This is a genomic window from Agromyces humi (assembly GCF_009720255.1).
Taxonomy (GTDB): Bacteria; Actinomycetota; Actinomycetes; order Actinomycetales; family Microbacteriaceae; genus Agromyces; species Agromyces humi.
This window is the reverse complement of sequence record NZ_WJSP02000049.1, coordinates 1-16,061: the sequence shown is the minus strand read 5'-3', so window position 1 is coordinate 16,061 and position 16,061 is coordinate 1. Positions and strand designations below refer to the sequence as shown.

23 protein-coding genes are annotated in these 16,061 nt (G+C 67.4%); 9 read left to right on the top strand and 14 right to left on the bottom strand.

Annotated elements, in window-relative coordinates:
* From GH736_RS06920 to GH736_RS06910, 3 genes are all read left to right on the top strand, one after another.
* Nucleotides 1–705 (top strand): DinB/UmuC family translesion DNA polymerase (locus GH736_RS06920; protein ID WP_203230666.1); only part of this gene is annotated, 705 nt, incomplete at its 5' end.
* Nucleotides 706–799: 94 nt separating this feature from the next.
* On the top strand, nt 800–1,567 hold the full coding sequence (locus tag GH736_RS06915) for a hypothetical protein (RefSeq protein ID WP_159601527.1): 768 nt from the start codon (nt 800–802) through the stop codon (nt 1,565–1,567).
* 81 nt (nt 1,568–1,648) lie between these two features.
* The gene (locus GH736_RS06910; protein WP_159601525.1) at nt 1,649–1,903 is read left to right on the top strand and encodes a DUF2188 domain-containing protein; all 255 of its coding nucleotides are present in this window, start codon (nt 1,649–1,651) and stop codon (nt 1,901–1,903) included.
* Nucleotides 1,904–1,921: 18 nt separating this feature from the next.
* Here the strand turns inward: GH736_RS06910 and GH736_RS06905 are convergent, their stop codons facing one another.
* From GH736_RS06905 to GH736_RS06890, 4 genes are all read right to left on the bottom strand, one after another.
* A complete protein-coding gene (locus tag GH736_RS06905; RefSeq protein WP_235933867.1) occupies nt 1,922–2,923 on the bottom strand; it encodes a M23 family metallopeptidase in 1,002 nt (333 codons plus the stop codon).
* 228 nt (nt 2,924–3,151) lie between these two features.
* Nucleotides 3,152–3,613: a DUF4429 domain-containing protein gene (locus tag GH736_RS06900; RefSeq protein ID WP_159601521.1), complete on the bottom strand. Its 462-nt coding sequence runs from the start codon at nt 3,611–3,613 to the stop codon at nt 3,152–3,154.
* 273 nt (nt 3,614–3,886) lie between these two features.
* Entirely contained in the window at nt 3,887–4,555 is a 669-nt protein-coding gene (locus GH736_RS06895) for a hypothetical protein (protein WP_159601519.1), read from the bottom strand.
* Entirely contained in the window at nt 4,552–5,301 is a 750-nt protein-coding gene (locus GH736_RS06890) for a hypothetical protein (RefSeq protein WP_159601517.1), read from the bottom strand. The genes GH736_RS06895 and GH736_RS06890 overlap by 4 nt, the downstream gene beginning before the upstream one ends.
* A gap of 48 nt (nt 5,302–5,349) precedes the next feature.
* Here GH736_RS06890 and GH736_RS06885 point away from each other — a divergent pair, with 48 nt between their 5' ends.
* The 3 genes from GH736_RS06885 to GH736_RS06875 are packed head-to-tail and all read left to right on the top strand — an operon-like array spanning nt 5,350 to nt 6,940.
* A complete protein-coding gene (locus GH736_RS06885) occupies nt 5,350–5,949 on the top strand; it encodes an MmcB family DNA repair protein (RefSeq protein ID WP_159601515.1) in 600 nt (199 codons plus the stop codon).
* Between the two features lie 22 nt (nt 5,950–5,971).
* Entirely contained in the window at nt 5,972–6,505 is a 534-nt protein-coding gene (locus GH736_RS06880) for a hypothetical protein (protein WP_159601513.1), read from the top strand.
* Nucleotides 6,506–6,559: 54 nt separating this feature from the next.
* A complete protein-coding gene (locus tag GH736_RS06875) occupies nt 6,560–6,940 on the top strand; it encodes a DUF7715 family protein (RefSeq protein ID WP_159601511.1) in 381 nt (126 codons plus the stop codon).
* Between the two features lie 47 nt (nt 6,941–6,987).
* Here the strand turns inward: GH736_RS06875 and GH736_RS06870 are convergent, their stop codons facing one another.
* From GH736_RS06870 to trxB, 10 genes are all read right to left on the bottom strand, one after another.
* A complete protein-coding gene (locus GH736_RS06870) occupies nt 6,988–7,890 on the bottom strand; it encodes a hypothetical protein (RefSeq protein ID WP_159601509.1) in 903 nt (300 codons plus the stop codon).
* A gap of 438 nt (nt 7,891–8,328) precedes the next feature.
* Complete coding sequence (locus GH736_RS06865) at nt 8,329–9,123, bottom strand: hypothetical protein (RefSeq protein ID WP_159601507.1); 795 nt, start codon at nt 9,121–9,123, stop codon at nt 8,329–8,331.
* Between the two features lie 25 nt (nt 9,124–9,148).
* The gene (locus GH736_RS06860) at nt 9,149–9,415 is read right to left on the bottom strand and encodes a hypothetical protein (protein WP_159601505.1); all 267 of its coding nucleotides are present in this window, start codon (nt 9,413–9,415) and stop codon (nt 9,149–9,151) included.
* A gap of 7 nt (nt 9,416–9,422) precedes the next feature.
* On the bottom strand, nt 9,423–10,181 hold the full coding sequence (locus tag GH736_RS06855) for a hypothetical protein (RefSeq protein ID WP_159601503.1): 759 nt from the start codon (nt 10,179–10,181) through the stop codon (nt 9,423–9,425).
* A 36-nt stretch (nt 10,182–10,217) separates the two neighbouring features.
* Nucleotides 10,218–11,090 carry a hypothetical protein gene (locus tag GH736_RS06850; RefSeq protein WP_159601501.1) on the bottom strand — a complete coding sequence of 291 codons (873 nt, stop codon included), beginning with the start codon at nt 11,088–11,090 and terminating at the stop codon, nt 10,218–10,220.
* A gap of 80 nt (nt 11,091–11,170) precedes the next feature.
* Nucleotides 11,171–11,857, bottom strand: a complete 687-nt coding sequence (locus GH736_RS06845) for a PASTA domain-containing protein (protein WP_159601499.1) — start codon at nt 11,855–11,857, stop codon at nt 11,171–11,173.
* Nucleotides 11,858–12,013: 156 nt separating this feature from the next.
* Complete coding sequence (locus tag GH736_RS06840) at nt 12,014–12,823, bottom strand: hypothetical protein (protein WP_159601497.1); 810 nt, start codon at nt 12,821–12,823, stop codon at nt 12,014–12,016.
* Complete coding sequence (locus GH736_RS06835) at nt 12,823–13,044, bottom strand: DUF3039 domain-containing protein (protein WP_159601495.1); 222 nt, start codon at nt 13,042–13,044, stop codon at nt 12,823–12,825. The genes GH736_RS06840 and GH736_RS06835 overlap by 1 nt, the downstream gene beginning before the upstream one ends.
* Entirely contained in the window at nt 13,041–13,382 is a 342-nt protein-coding gene (locus GH736_RS06830) for a hypothetical protein (RefSeq protein WP_159601493.1), read from the bottom strand. Before GH736_RS06830 ends, GH736_RS06835 begins: the two co-directional genes overlap by 4 nt.
* 98 nt (nt 13,383–13,480) lie before the next feature.
* On the bottom strand, nt 13,481–14,401 hold the full coding sequence (gene trxB / locus GH736_RS06825) for a thioredoxin-disulfide reductase (protein ID WP_159601492.1): 921 nt from the start codon (nt 14,399–14,401) through the stop codon (nt 13,481–13,483).
* A gap of 114 nt (nt 14,402–14,515) precedes the next feature.
* On the opposite strand from trxB, the gene GH736_RS06820 reads away from it, so the two are divergent.
* The 3 genes from GH736_RS06820 to GH736_RS06810 all read left to right on the top strand — a co-directional run.
* On the top strand, nt 14,516–15,169 hold the full coding sequence (locus GH736_RS06820; protein WP_159601490.1) for a hypothetical protein: 654 nt from the start codon (nt 14,516–14,518) through the stop codon (nt 15,167–15,169).
* Between the two features lie 37 nt (nt 15,170–15,206).
* Nucleotides 15,207–15,554 (top strand): hypothetical protein, encoded by a 348-nt coding sequence (locus tag GH736_RS06815; RefSeq protein WP_159601488.1) that lies wholly within the window; start codon nt 15,207–15,209, stop codon nt 15,552–15,554.
* Nucleotides 15,555–15,602: 48 nt separating this feature from the next.
* Nucleotides 15,603–16,061, top strand: a 459-nt coding sequence (locus tag GH736_RS06810) for a hypothetical protein (RefSeq protein ID WP_159601486.1), incomplete at its 3' end; no start/stop codon positions are given.

The window sequence follows — 16,061 nt, the reverse complement described above, 5'->3', positions numbered from 1 at the left end:
CGGTTGAAGAAGCGGTTCGCGATGCTGGACATCCACACGATCCGGGATCTCCGAGACGCGGACCCGGCGCTCATCCGGAAGAAGTTCAGCGTCGTGCTGCAGCGGACCGTGTATGAGCTCCGGGGTATCGACTGCGTTCCAGACGACGTCGAGCACAAGGCGAAGGAGCAGCTGATCTTCTCCAGGATGCTCGGCAAGCCTACCGAGACGGTCGACGAGATGGAGCAGGTGATCTCCGTCTACGCGCAACGGGCGGCGTACCGGCTCCGGAAGCAACGCTCCGTCGCGAAGCACCTGCAGGTGTTCGCGTCCACGTCCGCGTACGGATCGGGGCCGTTCTCAGCACCGTCGGTTGCAGTCACGCTGACCGCCCCGACGGACGACCCGATTACCCTCACGAAAGCGGCGATCGCTGCGCTCCGCCCGAACATCGAACCGGGGTTGAAGTACAACCGGGCCGGGGTGATCCTCACCGGGATCAGCCCGAAGGAATCCCACCAGTACCTGGAACCGTTCGTCGGCCAGTACGAGCACCGGAACCTGGCAGAGGCGATCGACCGGGTGAACCGCCGTCACGGCGACCGCGCCGTCGGGCTCGGCCTGGCGGGTCTGAAGTCGGGGCCGGTGTGGCAGATGCGGCGCGGGAACCTGTCCCGGCGCGCGACGACTCACTGGGACGAGCTTGCGGTCGTCAAGGCGGGGTGACGGTCAGGTCACGCGAAGTGGGCTTTGCTCGCCACCTCACGGCCACCTTTCTGGGGGTGACGTCACTGTGGCAGCTCGCACTTACACTCGCATCATGCGTGCAGCGAAGACCTCATCACTCGGCCTCCTGGTCCTGGTCGCCGTTGTCCTCACCGGTTGTGCCGCACCACGTGGAGAGGACAGCGAGTCACAGGCGGCATCAACGGCTCCTGCCACGGCACCGGCCGCCACTGCACCCGCCAGTGCTGCGGTCGAGTTTCTCGTTCCCCTCGATGAGCTTGCGGCAATGACGCCTGAACAGATCAGCCAGGCGGTGTCCATCCCGGCCGAGTCTGTGACCACTAACGGATCGATCGACTGGACCGCCTACGCGCAGCGGCTCGTGGACACGTTCGAGCTGGCCATCAACGCGGGCGGGACTGAGGCGGAGTACCAGCAATTGCTTGACCAGGGAGGCAACGGTTTCGAGGCCGGAAGCGCATTGGCATCCCGGTACGACGACGCGATCCTCCCTGCTATCGGCGTCGAGGGAGTCGACTTTCGGGGAATCGCTGGCCTTCACCAAGCTCAGACCATCATCGGCTGGAACAGCTGGCTCAAGGAGACCGAACCGGTCAACACTCAGCTGGAGTTCGTCGGCGTCGAAGTTGCAAACGAAACCCCTCATAGCGCCTACCTGTCGGTGACCTACCACATCACCGACAACTTCTTCTCGAGTGGCACCTTGGACTCCCAGTCGTCGACAGACACGTCATTCCTCGAGGGCAGAAGCACTGACATGGACAAGGACGTCGTCGTCAACGTCAACGTCGACGTCTCCGACGATGGCACCTTGAAGGTCATGAGCGTCACCAACGGCTAGCCGCGACGACCCTTCCTTGGCAAGGGGCTGCCGAGGCACCGTCGCGGTCGTATCGTGTGCCGCGACGGAAGGAGTCCCACCATGGCTGGCAACGACAACGACCGGTACGTGGTCCCGAACGAGAAGCGCGGCGGTTGGGACGTCGTGAAGGAGGACCGCAGGCGGTCGTCAGGGCACTTCGACACGCAAGCGCAGGCTGAGAAGCGCGCCAAGCAGATCGTCGAGAATACGGGCCGCGGCGACGGTGAAGTGCGGATCCAAGGCAAGGACGGGAAGTTCCGGGACAGCGACTCCGGGTCGCGGAACGAGTCGAAGGTGAAGGACAAGCGTCACTGAGCCGGCTGCGGCGGCCGGTCAGCCGATGTTCGACCCTCGCGCCCACATGAACGGCTGCGGATCCACCTGGTTCCCGTTCTCGTACACCTCGAAGTGAAGGTGGCATCCGTCGGACGCGCCGGTGGTGCCGCTGTTCGCGATGTGCTGCCCGGTCCCCACCCACTGGCCGACACCGACAAAGATCCCGCCAACGGTGATGTGCGCGTAGCCGGTCTGGATGCCGTCACCGTGGTCGATGAGGACGAAGTTGCCGTGGGTGCCGTCGTACCCGGCGTACACGACGGTGCCGCGCCGGGCGGCGAAGATCGGTGCGTCGCAGCCGGTGGCGACGTCGGTGCCGCCATGGAACGGTGACGAGCATCCGCCGTCCGAGCAGATGACCGGGCGTGGCCCGAACACGTCTGAGATTCGTCCGGTGCCGGGATTCGCCCAGCGTGCCTCTTCGATCGCGGCGAGTCGGGCGGTTTCCTCAGCCTGCTTCCTCGCGGTCTGCTCCTGCAGGCGGGTTTCGGCTTCCGCGGCGACACGCTTCGCGACGGCGTCGACGGACGCCTGGAAGGGCTCGACGTCCTCGAGCGGACCGGTGAGGTAGCGGATCTGGGCGAGGGTCTCAGCGACCTTCAGTTCGGTCTGGGCGAGTTCGCCTTCGACTGCCGCCTGGGTGGTGGCCGCGAGCTCGACGCGCGCCTCGGGAGTGTCCGGGGTCGGCTCGTCCGTCGTGTCATCGGTGCTCGCGGTGGCGGGTGCGGGCACTGGGTTGGCCAGGCCGGCGCCGAGCGCGACGATCGGCTGGAGCGGTTCGACAGTCGGTGCGGTGATCGTATCGCGGGCGGATACGTCGGGCAGTTCGTAGACGGCGTCGACGAACGCGGCGGTCGCGGCGGTCGCTTCGGCGCGGACCTGTTCGGCTTTCGCGCTGAGCTCCGCGACGGTCCGCTCGAGGACGCTGACCTGCAGCTCCTTCACCTCTGGTTGGGCCTTCACGGCCCGGACTTGTGTCCAGGTGGGGCTTTCGCTCACGTTCACGGTCGGGGTCGCTGTCGCTTCTGCAGCTGCGCCCATCGTCAAGGCGAACGCTGCGACCGCGGTGATCGCGCAGAGCTTGGGGGCAGGACGGAATGAGGCATGGTGGTTCACGGACCGCACATGCGCGGGCGTCGACGGGTGTCAGTCGCGGTCGGGGGGCTCCAACGAGCCCCAATTCGAGGGTCAGTCCCCGATTCGCTGCGATCTGGCGCGGCTAACCGGTCAGATCCGGTCGAGCAGTTCGGCCTTCTTCGCGGCGAACTCGTCGTCTGTGAGGACTCCCTGCTTGTGCAGCTCGGCCAACTTCGCGAGCTGCTCGGTAGCGTCCGGCTGGGCAGCGGTAGCGGGTGCCGCCTGCGCTGAACGGATCGCCGCGACGACCGCCTTGAAGTCGTCGCTCGTGGACTTGCGGAAGATGATGGCGTTCTCATCCTTCGACATGTCCTGGTTCTTGCCGAACCCGATCTTCTTCTTCGACGTCTCACCCGAGATGGAGAACTGCAGGTGCCCGTTCACGAGGGACGTCGCTTCCTTGAACTGGACGGCGCCGATACCTGTCACCGGGATCGCCTTCTCGGAGCGACCGTGCGTGGACCTTGCCACGAACCCTTCACGGGTGATGACGACGGTCGCCCCGTCGAACGAGACCTGCCCGTTGATGCCCTTCGCGTGCAGCGTTGCCACGATGCTCCCCCACCTCGAGTTCTGTTGCGCTGAGCGTACCGGCACAGCGGCCGCGGTGGCGAGCGTGGAGGGGCGCCCTGCCGGGTCTGGCAGGGCGCCCCTGTGTGAGCATGATGTCGGCGGCCGCGCGGCCGGTGGTCGAGGATGTCCGCCGCTGTGCCGGCGGTGGCCGGGGCTCACGTCAGACGCGTTCAGGTCCTCGCGGTGCGTGCGGTGCTGGCCTGTCGGCCCTCCCCTGCCTTGGCAGGGATCACCGGGTGGACATGCGGCGGCTCAGTACTTGACGCCGAGTTCCGCTGCGGCGCGCTTGATCGCGGGGAGGATCTCCGTGGCGAACAGCTCGTCGATCTTCTCAGCGGTGATGTCCTTCAGGGTGCCGACGGCTGTCTGCCGGCGGATGAGCTCGAGGACGCCGGGCATGACGTGGCCGAGGTTCGCTTCGTTGGACCGTTCGAGCAGCGCTTGCTCCTCCTCGAACGATTCGAGGACCAGGTTGTCGCCGGTGCCGTGCTCGCCGAGGTCGATGGTGAAGGTCGCGTACTGGGTCGGGTCCTGCTCGAATCCCCAGTGGCGGCGGAGGTCCTCGTAGTCGTTGAACCAGGTGAGCTGTTCGCCTTCCCAGTACTCGCTGTCCTCGATCGGGTTCCCGTCGGCGTCGATCGCGTACTTCAGCCGCGGGTAGTCGTCGTCCATGGTGATGACGGCCTTCGCGGCGTCCGGGAACTCCTCCTGGAGGTTGATCTTGAACGCGGCGAGCTGCAGCGCCTGGGTGCGTGCGAGCGCGGATTCGGCGACCGAGGCCTGGGCCTCGTACAGGTTGCGGTATCGGGCGGACAGCGGCTGCTCTGCGGCGATGATGATGTCGGCGGGCCGGGCCGTCTTCTCAGCGAACTGGCCGTTGCTGGCATGCAGGTTCCCCTGCGCGTCTGTGATGGTGGTCATGCTGCTGTAGGTGTGCGGCCCGCCGGCGCGCAGGTGCGAAGGTCAAGCCGTCCCGGCCACTCGATGTCGGTGAGGATCCGCTTCCCGAGGTGTTCTCCGTCGACGGTGAGCGCTGCGAGCTCTTGGACTGTGGTGGACGAACCCGATTGGCTCACATCCTCGGCGAGGTGGTGCAGGAGCGCCCGCGCCCTGTCGTTTCGGCCTTCCCCGATTTCTCGGATCCGTGCGGCGATGCCGCGGCGGGCAGCGCCGGCCATGGTCGGCATGTCGTCGTTCAACTCGAACCCGGCGCGCGCCCACACGTACGACCCGTGCTCGACGGCGACCAGGGAGACGGACGTGTACCCGGCCATGCGGTACTGGTCGAACAGTGCTTCATGCATCTCACCGGCGAACCCGGTCTGCTGCGCGTGCCGCGCCAGGTAGATGTTGGCGTGGTGGACGTTCCCGTCCTCTTCGAACTCGTAGGTGAAGTCGCCGACTGATCGCCCATCGCGGTCCCGGACAATGCCGGTCCATTCGGCGCCGAACACGACGTCCACCTCCACGGTGAACCCGCGCGACCCGAACGGGGTGCCGGCGATCGCTGCTGGGATGACCTGCACCGCCTCGAGCGGCGGCATGGCGGCCGGCGGGGCCAGGGTGATCTCGGCCAGTTGAGTGCGGAGCGACTCGGCCGACGCGAACTGTCCGCCGTTGCCGGGCAGCGCCCGGTCCTTACGACGGGTCGGAGCGGTCGGAGGCATGCCCCGTATGTGCGCGGCTCACCGGGCTCCTCCGCATGTCTTCCCGGCATGCCCTCGCAGCTCATCACCGCCAAGCAGGTCCTCACCGCCGTCCGCCGGAAGCACCACAAGGACGCGGTCGTCCGCGAGGTGGTCGTCGACGACCCGTTCCACCAGGCGATCCTCAACCGGTGGCGGCTCACCGGCCCGTCCGCGAGGTTCTGGGATGGGAAGATCGACCCGGCCGAGGTGGCGCCGTCCATCCCTGAAGGGTGGAACCCCTCCGACTCCGTCCCGCAACGACGGATCGACGCGTTGATCGTGACGTCGAGGCAGTTGACCGCGGTGGAGATCAAGGTCACCCGATCCGACTTCAAGAGAGATTCAGACGAGAAGCGGCGCGCGTGGCGTCTCTACTCGCACCGGTTCGTGTACGCGGTGCCCCGCGGTCTGATCAGTCCGCTGGAGGTGCCCCACGGGTGCGGCCTCTGGGAGTTCGACGTCGATCAGTTCGACGGCCGCTCCCCGAAACGGCATGGGATCACCACCACGAAGAAGGCGGTCGTGAACCCGCGGCCGGCGCCGATCCCCGACCAGGTGTTCATCTCCCTCGCACACCGGGTGTCGAAGTACGAGACACGGGAAGAGCGGGTCTCGGCGAACGGCTGATCCCCGCCGCATGCCTCCAGGCATGTCGGAGATCTCGGACCACCTCGCCGCCCTCATCGCCGCCGATGTGGCGTTCAACCGCTGGGACCTCCCGGCATCCCTCGCACTGCTGACCCGGGCTCCGTCCGGTGAGCTTGCGACGATCACTGTCGACTTCCCCGCTGACGTATGGGTGAACCAGCGGCCGTCGCTGGTGCTGGACGTGATCGCCGCAGCCGTCGTCCAAGGCCACCCGCTCCCGGTGCCCGACAATGCGCCTGACGATCACGCCGTCGTCGGCGTGGTCCTGTACTCGGAGACATGGACGTTGAGCCTGGCGGGGATCAGCCAGGCGGAGCTCGACCAGCTTGACGAGTGGGCTGCCGGGCGGCTCCCTGACCACCCGCGGGCGGTTGAAACGAAGGACCTCATCTGCGTTACGGTCGATGGTGGCCGGCACGCGGTGGAGGCGACCCGCGGCCGTGACGGCATCGAGGTGTACGAGGGTGCAGGGGTGACCGGCGGCCCGGTGGACGGGCTCACCTCGATCCTTGCCGCGCTTGTTTTGACCGCTTAGCCGGCCGTTTCTCCGCGCATGTGAGTGGCGAACCGAATGGAAGGGACACCACTCATGAAGATCCTCGTCGCGACCCGCGCCACCCAAGGCGCCAAGGACAACGACTTCTACTGGACGAACGACGGGGAGCTCGTGTTCCTCGGGTTCACCTGCGACCGTGACCTCCGCAACCCGGAGATGGGGTGCGGTTGCGGCCGCAGCTTCTCCGGCGTCGAGACGGGCCGAGCCACGACCACGGCGACGGTCATCGAATCCGAGATGACCCGCGAGCAGTTCGAGTCGACCGTCGAGGCGAAGTTCGTCCTCGACGGCTGGGATGCCGAGTTCGCCGGGGACGCGGTCGACCAGATCCTCTGGGTCGCGGACCGGCTGCCGGTCGGTGCGATCGTCGAGCGTCGCCTGGACGAGTTCAGCGTGCGGGAGCTCGTCAGCTGACACACACGGACGGCCGGGCCCTTCGATTAGGTGCCCGGCCGTCAGAGTCAGTCCACCCGCTCGAGCGCGACCATCGCCATGTTCGTCGACTGGCCATCGATGCAGGTCTGGTACAGCAGGTCGTACCCGCCGGGCACATCAGCGAGTGAGTCGGTGTAGACGTTCAGGTACGCGGGGATCCCGACGACGCGGTAGAACCCTTCCACCTGCCCGGTGAAGTGCACGAGGGTGCCGGTCTCCCGGGGGAAGTTCACCCCGCCGCAGGACCAGTGCTCAGCGACCGTCGGGGTGCCGTACCAGTCAGTGATGTCGACACTGTCCGAGCACGCATCGATCTCGCCCTGGTATCCGGCGGTGCGAACGTACTCGACGTACGCGCTGTCCCGTTCACGCTGCACCTCCCACGCAGCGATCGCCGCGTCCACCTGTTGCTTCGGAACGTCCAGCGCGGTCACCACCGGCTCGAGGCTGGCTGGGTCCGGGAGTTGCTGGCCGGTCACCCGCTTTGCGGCCGCGCGCAGGTTGTCGGCGTGCGCGAAGTACGAGTGGTCGACCTTGACGGTCTTCGCGCTGTCCACCGCGGCGTCCGCTTCGGCGCCGACGGCGTCGACGGACGTGCGCGCCTGGTCGATGGCGGTGCGGAGCGCCTGGCGGGCTGCATCGTCGAGGGTTCGACCCTCGCTGTCGACGAGCTTCTGCTCCGCTTCCGCCAGCCTGGGAAGGACGGCAGCGGCGGCTTCCTTCACTCGGGTCGCCTCGGCTTCCACCGCCGAGGTCGCGTGCTTCAGCTGCTTCGCAGCATCGGCGACTTCGGCGTCGTGGGTGGCGGTGATGTGCTGCACGACGAGCGCGCTGCCACCGGCCAGCGCGGCGGTGCAGAGACCAGCCGCGCCCCAGATGATGGCGCGGCGACGGAAGGATGGACGTGGCTTGGCGGGGGTCTCGCTCACATGGGGAAGTCATGCGGCGAGAAGGCAATGGTGCGGTGGTCGTCAGGCGCCTGGTGTCATTGCAGAGCCATTGGCCGGTTGCCCGGGTCTGGAGGCATGCCCTTGCCGGCACATTCGTCGCAGACGCCGCGTCGGAGCGACAAGTCCCAGAACCGGGCCGTCACCCACCGTCCGCACTTCCCGCACGGCAGCGCCTTCAACGTTCCATTCCTGCGTCGGCGCACCATGGGCTGACCGTGCTGCCTGGCTGATCGCTCACCGCTCATGCCGGAACGATACGGCGCCCCGGCGGCGTCAGGTTCCGGCTTCGGCCTGCGATCTGCTGCAGGGTGTGCGCCAGGGCGCGCTCAGGCAGCCGCGGCATGCGTCGAAACGCAGTCCGGAGCCCTCAATGCCGTTGCACACCCCAATTCGGTGTGTCGGCGTGTCGCGGAGGGTTCAGGGTTGCGCGTTGACCAGCTCGGCAACCCGGTCCCAGAACCCGTCGTCGAATGTCCCGGCGGCGGTCTCGGTGAATGGGTGTTCGCGCATCCAGGAGACGAATCCGTCGAGGTCGTGTGACCAGTAGTCCTCGTGCGGTGGGACGGGGGCCATGAGCCGTCGGTTCTCCCATTCGCCTTCGTCGGCTTCGAACGTCCAGCCGGGTGCGATCTCGGCGATCGCGGCGGCGATCTTGTCGGTGTTCTGGTCGAGGGTGCCGGTGATCTTCCCGTCGAGGTGGTGGAAGTCCTCCCACCGGTAGGCGGTGACGGTGACGCCGTCGACGGCGTCGGGGTCGTCGGTGCCGGTAATCTCGTACCCGTCGACGTGGAGGACGGAGGCGTCGAAGTCGTCGTTGGCGTGGGAGGCGGTGATGGTGTCTCCGGCGGGGAGGTCGTCGAACCGGCGTTCGCAGTCGCTGCAGTAGTCGGAACCTTCCGCGCGGTTGACGTCGCCGCAGCGGTCGCAGGCGGCGTCGTCGGCGCAGTTGCCGCAGAGCCCGTCGTAGCCTTCGTTGTCGGAGAGGTCGCTGCCGCATCGGTCGCACATCCCGCCGCGGCAGTCGTCGCAGTAGGGGACGCCGTCGAGGTCGGTGTCGGCGGGTTCCCCGCAGCTGTCGCAGGGTCCGCGACCGGCCGGGATCGTGGTGTCCGCTGGGGTGTTGATGTGCGCCGCGTACGCTCCCTGGTTGGTTGTGGTCTGCCCGTCAGCGGTGGTGACGGTGTTCCCTCGAGGCTGATGGGGGTTGCTCATGAAGCGTACGTATGCGGCGCCGGGGTCAGGGCGCAGGGACGATGGACACGACCCTGGTGGTGCGGCGGGTGATCGCACGGTCGGCGGGGCCGATCGACAGCTGCAGCGGCTCACCGATGGTGCAGTTGGTGATTGCGAGCAGCGGCAGGTCCTTCTTGTCACCGGCGAGCCCGTCGATCAGCGACGACGGGTTCCGGCGGACGGTGCGCGCGTCGAGGTCGATGAGGTACTTCGACCCGGTCTCCGTGGTGATGAGCGCGAGGCCTGTGTCGGTGTCGGTGAGCGTGTTCACGCCGGTGTCATGCGCGGGTGAGGGCCCGGTCGAGGTCGAGGACCGCTTCTGGGACGTCATCACGCTCGAGCATGGTCACGAGGTCGGCGACGGTCGCGCGGAACGCGTCACCAGCTCCTGCCGTGTCGATGACCTGCCCGTCTCGGCGTTCGAGCGCTGCCGGCTCCCACCAGGACCCTGCCGGTGTGGCGCCGGCAACCCAGCGGAGCCGGAGCCTGGCGGCGTCCGGGTACCGGTCGTGGATGAGGTCGTTCAGTTCGATACGGACGGCGGGGACGAAGACGTCTCGGCCGGCGTCTCGTGCGGCGGCGAGGCGTTCGAACGCGGCTTGGACGTCGAACAGGGACAGGGGCGTCCCGTCCGGCTGCAGGATGCTGACCAGCTCGCCGTGGAAGAGGAACTGCGCTTCCCCGTCCTCGAAGACAATCGCGGGTCCGTCGTCGGCGTGCGGGAGCCCGTCGTCGTCGAAGAGAACGGTGGTCCCGTCGTGGGTCTCCTTCCGACGGAGGGTGCCGTGCTCGTACCAGGACGCCGTGCCGGTGTTCGCTTCGAGTGCAGGGCCGTCCTCGCGGTGGAGAAGCCCGTCGTCGTCGAACCAGCCGACGCCTGCGGGGATGTGTTCCGGGGTGGAGTTGGTGTGCGCGGGGAGGGTGATCTCCGGGTCGCTGTGGTGAGCCTCGCCGAACCGTCCGAGGTTGCCTCGTCGGGCTTCGAGCGCGGCGAGATCTTCGGGGCTAAGGCGCCCGCCGTTCGAAGGGGTGGTCATTCCCTTTGTGTGTGCGGCGGGCGCCTCAGCGCCTGGCTAATAGCGGACGTCGGGCGCGTCGGCGCCCCACGGCTCGGCGGTGACGAAGTAACCGGCGTTGTTCACGCGGACGTATCCGGGTTCGATGGACCATTCCGGCTCGTACTCGTCGTAGCCGGGGTCGTCCTCGTCGCCGTCGAACCCGTCGTCGTGGCGGATGCCCCAGATCTGGTTCTCTGGCGTGCCGGCCGGGATGTCGGTGACGTCGTCGTACCGGACGTACTCACCGTTCTTGTCGACGATCGGCCGGTACCGCTCCTCCCACGCCGGGGTGGAGTAGATGCCGTCCCAGCCGATGCCGCTCTCACGGACGTGCTCGACGAGGTCGGCGGCGAAGGTCCCGTCGCCGCCGAGGGCGTTGTGGGCGTAGTCGACGTTGTCGTCGAGCACCACCCGCTGGCCGGGTGAGCCGTCCTCGCTGAGGTCGTCGGCGGCGCCGGAGATGTCGACCTTCACGGTGAGGGTCTGCTCGTCCCATTCGTCACCGGTGAGCGTGATGTTCTTCGCGGCGAGGAACTTCTCGACGGTGTCGCGGTTGTCGAACAGCCAGCGGAGCACCTTCTGCTCGGACCCTTCGATGTCGGCGCCGTTGGCTTCGGCCGCCATCGCCATGAAGTCGACCTGGTTCCAGGACACCTGGGCGGTGTCCCCGTCGACGGTGACCTCGGATGCGCCGAGGAGTCCCTGGGCGATCTGCAGCGAGTTCTGCGCGAGCAGCGGCTTCGGGTCGGCGGCGAACCGGAACGTCGGATCGGAGAGGACGCCGGGCTCGGCGGGGGTGTGGAGTTTCTCGCCGAACTCACCGTCGGTGCGGCGTGCCTGGTGCTTCCATCCGTCGTGGCCGTTGTTTGGGTTGGTGGTCGTGGTCATGGTGTCTTGAGTGTGCGGCCGAACGGGTGGCGCGGGCGGCCGTGAGGCTTCTGCGGCGGTGTAGGGTCGGTCCCCGGAAGTCAGTACGGGAGTGTTGACCTGGTCACCGTCACTTCGACGACGGACGGTCGACCTACGAGCATTTCCGGGCGCGGATTCTGCGACACGACTCGATTAAGGGCCGGTCCAGCCAAGACGGTCTCTTTGTAGGTGAGGCCACTGCTCTGTATCGCGCTCTTCGCCTGTCCGGGTGTGAGCGGGAGAAGGTTGGGTACGTGCACCATCTTGTTTTCCTGGGGAACATCAGGCACGTCAACCAACCGAAACTTCTCCCATCCACCTACCCGGTACTGAAGGTTGGCGATTCCGGTGTTGTCCCCGTACTGCATCCGTATGAACACGTTCGGAAACGCTGCTGAGGCAATCGCGACTGTTCCGTCCGGTTGGTTCTGGATGCGGAACCGCTCCCACGGTCCGGCGAACGCCTGAACGTTGAGCACGCCGCCCCCGGTGGCGGTAGTCCGGGTGACGCCGCGACCATCAGCGCGAAGGTAGAATCGTCGATCCGATACCATTTCTGAGGTAAACGTCACGGTCCCGTCGCCTTCACGTGTCATCCGGAGTTTCTCAAACCATCTGACCGACTGGCTAACCTCGGCTCGACCCCAGCCGTGGGGTGGGACTTTCGGCATTGGGTACGGCTCACCCTGGGGAAGAAGCGCCAAGTACTTCCCGGGAAAATAGGCGGACTCAATTGCTGTGCTCATCTCGGCTTCCCCAAGCCGCCGAAACCCGGCTCCCCTCAGCCGCTGCCGCTTCGGCCTACTCGGATTGTCCTCGCGCTGAAACGGGCGGGTCAATCCCCCATTGGCGCGGACGGCGAAGGGCCGCCCCTTCCGGGACGGCCCTTCATGAGATGCAGGTCAGGCCTTGCAGCCCCAGCGCCAAGCGCCGTTGTGGTAGATCGGGTACATGACCTTGCCGAGGCAGGGGCCGCAACCCTCAGGTGCCGGGCCGAGGCCCGGGTATGGGTCGGCGGCGGGGGCCGGCTCTGCAGCGGCGGACTGGCCGCTGTCTCCGCTGGTGGAGTCGTCCGACCAGTCGGAGTCGTCGGACCAGTCGGACTCCCACTCATCCGCCTCTTCAGCGGCAGCCGCTGCTGCGGCCTGCTCGGCGGCGACGCGGGCAGCCTCGGCCTCAGCGGCGATCCGTGCTGCCTCAGCGGCTGCGGCCTCACGGGCGGCGGTGAGGGTGCCGGCGAGGGTCGCCTTCGCCTCGTCGAGGGTGTCGGTTGCTGCGCCGAGGATGGCTGCGCTCTCACCGAAGGTGGTGAGGCGGTTGACGTTGTCGCGGATGCTCTGCACTGCGCTGAGCTGGTCGGCGGGCAGCTCGTCGGCGGCGTCGGCGAGGAGGGCGTCCGCGCCGAGGATCGACGTGGCGGCGATGTCCGCTGCGGCGTCCTGGGTGGCGCCGAGGACGTCGAAGCCGGCAGCGCCGATGCCGACCTGGCCGGCGTTCTCCGCGATCGCGGTGTCGCGCGCCTCGAGCTCGGCGGCGTACGCGGACTCTGTCTGCGCGATCCCGCCGATCGTGGCGGCGAGGATGACGGCGAGGCCGAAACCGAGCGCCTTCAGGGGGCTGATCTTCGGCTTGGCGGCGATCTGGACGCCGTTCGCGGCGAGGAACGCGGGCACGTCGTTCGTGAGGATGTAGTCGGACTGGCGGTCGGTCATTACTTTTTCAGCTCCTTGTGGCGTTCGGTGCAGGTGGGGCAGATCGGGTACTTCATCGGGTCGCGGAGCGGGACGTCCCACTTGCCGCAGAGGGCCTTGATCTTGACGCCCTCGGTGTTCGCGAGGACGATGTCCTCCTTCTCGAAGAAGTGGGCGAAGCGGTCGTGGTCACCGTCGTCGGTGACGACCACCTCTTCCTTCTCGAGCAGTGCTTCGGTCATGTGAGTTCCTTTCCACGAACCACATGCGCGGGGAAGGCCGAATCACCGTGGTCGGCCGCGTACGTGACCGCTTCGGCGATCTCCCGTCTGCCGGGGATCTCGGCGCCGGTCAGGTCGTCGTACCTCGTGCGGTGCAGGAGAGCTCCGATCAGGGTGAGGGTCGGTGCGAGTTGCACGTCGGCTGCCGCCACCCACGATTCCGGCGTCTGCTGCTTCCACACGGTGAGCACCGCCAGCCGTGCGCCGTCGCTCAACGGCCGCCCACGATGAAGCGAGCATGCCTGCAGGTCCCGGTCGAGCTCCGTCAGGTCGGGGTCGTCGCCGACCTGCCATGCCACCGCCGCGACCGTCTGCTTCCGGCGCGCGAACCGGCCCGACCCCTGCTCCCGCGGCTGCGGCGGTGCAGGCGGTGGCGTTGCCCGGTTCCGAAGCGCCATCACTGGGAGGCGAGCCACCTCTCGGCGTCGATCGCGGCGGCCGCGCCGGACCCGGCGGCGGTGATCGCCTGCCGGTAGTCAGGGTCGATGACGTCGCCGGCGGCGAACACACCGGGCAGGTTCGTCTTCGAGGAACGGCCGCGGACGGCGATGGTGCCTTCGGCGGTGAGGTCGAGTTGCCCCTTCACCAGGTCGGTGCGGGGGATGTTGCCGATGGCGATGAACAGCCCGTCGAGTTCGAGCTCCCGGGTGCTGCCGTCGAGGCTGTCGGTGAGGGTGACGCTGGTGAGCTTGTTCTCGCCGTGCGCCTCGGTGACCTGCTTTTCCCAGAGGAACTCGATCTTCGGGTCTTCGAACGCGCGCTGCTGCATCACCTTGGATGCGTTCAGGGTCTTGGAGCGGTGGATGACGTACACCTTGTCGGCGAACTTCGTCATGAACGTCGCCTCTTCCATCGCGGAGTCGCCGCCGCCGACCACGGCGACGGTCTTCCCGCGGAAGAAGAACCCGTCGCAGGTGGCGCACCAGGACACACCGTGGCCGGAGAGGCGGTCTTCGCCGGGGATCCCGAGCTTCCGGTAGGCGGCGCCGGTGGCGATGATCACGGCCTTCGCTTCCTCGACGTACCCTTCGCCGAGGTGGACCCGCTTCACGTCTCCGTCGAGTTCGAGCTTGACCGCTTCGTCGTAGCGCATCTCAGCGCCGAACCGTTCCGCCTGGATCTGCATCGCCTTCATCAGGTCGGGGCCTTGGACGCCGACGTCGAAGCCGGGGAAGTTCTCCACCTCGGTGGTCTTCATCAGGTCACCGCCGGTCTCTTCGGCTGAGGCGACGATCAGGGGCTCGAGCTGTGCGCGGGCGGCGTAGATGGCGGCGGTGTACCCGGCGGGGCCGGATCCGATGATGATGACGTTGCGCAAGGCAGGAGCTTCCGTTCGAGTGGCTGTGGGCCTGTCGCGGTTCGTCCCGCGGCCACTCGGGAGGCATGCGGCGAACTTCCGCGCATGTGGGACCCGTTGAAAGGCAGGTCCCTCATGCTGTTCGTCGTTGTCCTCGCATTTGTCGCTGCGCTCGTGGTCGTGGCGATCGTCGCGATCGCATGGCACTCCCAGACCGGCCGGCTCCCCGGCGCTTCGGGCCGTGCAGCGGAGTGGTTCCTGAACACCACCGCGCCTGCACCCGCGCCGGTGATGACCGATGATGAGCTCGAAACGCTCCTCCGTGACGGCAACCACATCGTCGAGGAGCCGGAGTGGGTTCCCGGGGTGCAGCACCGCGCGCACGCGATCGCGAACTCCCCCGCCGTTCGCGACCTTCGCGCGGTCGCGAGCCGCGCTGTTTCGACCGGGATCCGGCCGATGACCGACCGGTGGGACGGGGAGACACCGATCCTCGACGACGCTCGGATGCGTGAGCTCGGGTTCACGGACCGGGTCGTCGAACGCTGGTACCTGTGTGCCCGCGTCGGCCCGGGAGTGACGCTGAACGTCACGATCCAGAAGTCGACCGGTCAGTACCAGGAGTACGTCCTCGACGAGGATTTCGGACAGCCCGCGTTCTACGGGACGTTCAGGGCGGAGGTCCGCGACCAGGTGATCGCTAACGTCGACGAGGAGGTCGGAAAGCTCCGCGCTGCAGGCCTCGACATCACGGTCGACCACACCCTGTACGGCGTCGCCGGAACCTGATCTCCGCCGGGCGGTGCCCGCCGATAGGCTCACGCCTGTGGATGGCGTCGTCTCCTCTCTGGACAGCAGGCTCGTCCCCCGTGTCATCGACGAGCTCAGCCAATACCCGGGGGTGTTCGCGTTCCCAGCCGAAGGCCGCCTCCCCTGCCACCGGCACCCCGAACGCCATGACGGGATCCGTGCCGCATCCGTGACGGGTGAACTGATCGCCTACCGCTGCGGCCACCGGTGGTGGGCCCGGGTCTACGAACTCCTCGAACTCCCACCAGGCCGGCTCGAACCGTTCGACGTGCTGACCGCCCCACCGGTCGACGTCACAGGGCCGGACGGGTCAGCAGACGCCGTGGCGAATGCAGTCGCCGACCTGCTCGGCGCAGATGTTTGAACTACCAACCTCGGCTGTGCCAGCAGCCCTCGAGAAGACAAGGGACCGATGACCGACGAGATCGACGTGCGCCTCATGACGAAGGGCGAAGCAGCCGAGTACCACCGGCTTCGGAGAAGGTTACAGGGCACTGAATGGCGTGTTGGCCTCATGGCCGGGCTGGCTGTGCTCGCATGGCTCGGAGCGTGGGGCGGCCTTCTCATGCTCTCCCTGACCTTCTGGAAGTCCGATCCGTCGGGGTTCGGTGACGACTTCGTCGGCTTCCTGGCTCTCGTCGCGATGGTCGGAGGCTGGTTCCCGCTGTACACGGCGGTCAAGTCCTACCGCGCCTCGCTTGAAGATCCTGACCAGGTCGACGACTACCTGTACCGCATCGGATACCAGGATCGACTCCCTAAAAGGGCCACGGCCGAGACCGGCGGCGAGACCGAGTGGAAGTCCCGGCGCCAGATGCAGCACGAATGGTACGAAGGCCACTCCGAGCTCGACTGGCGCGACCGTCAGCGA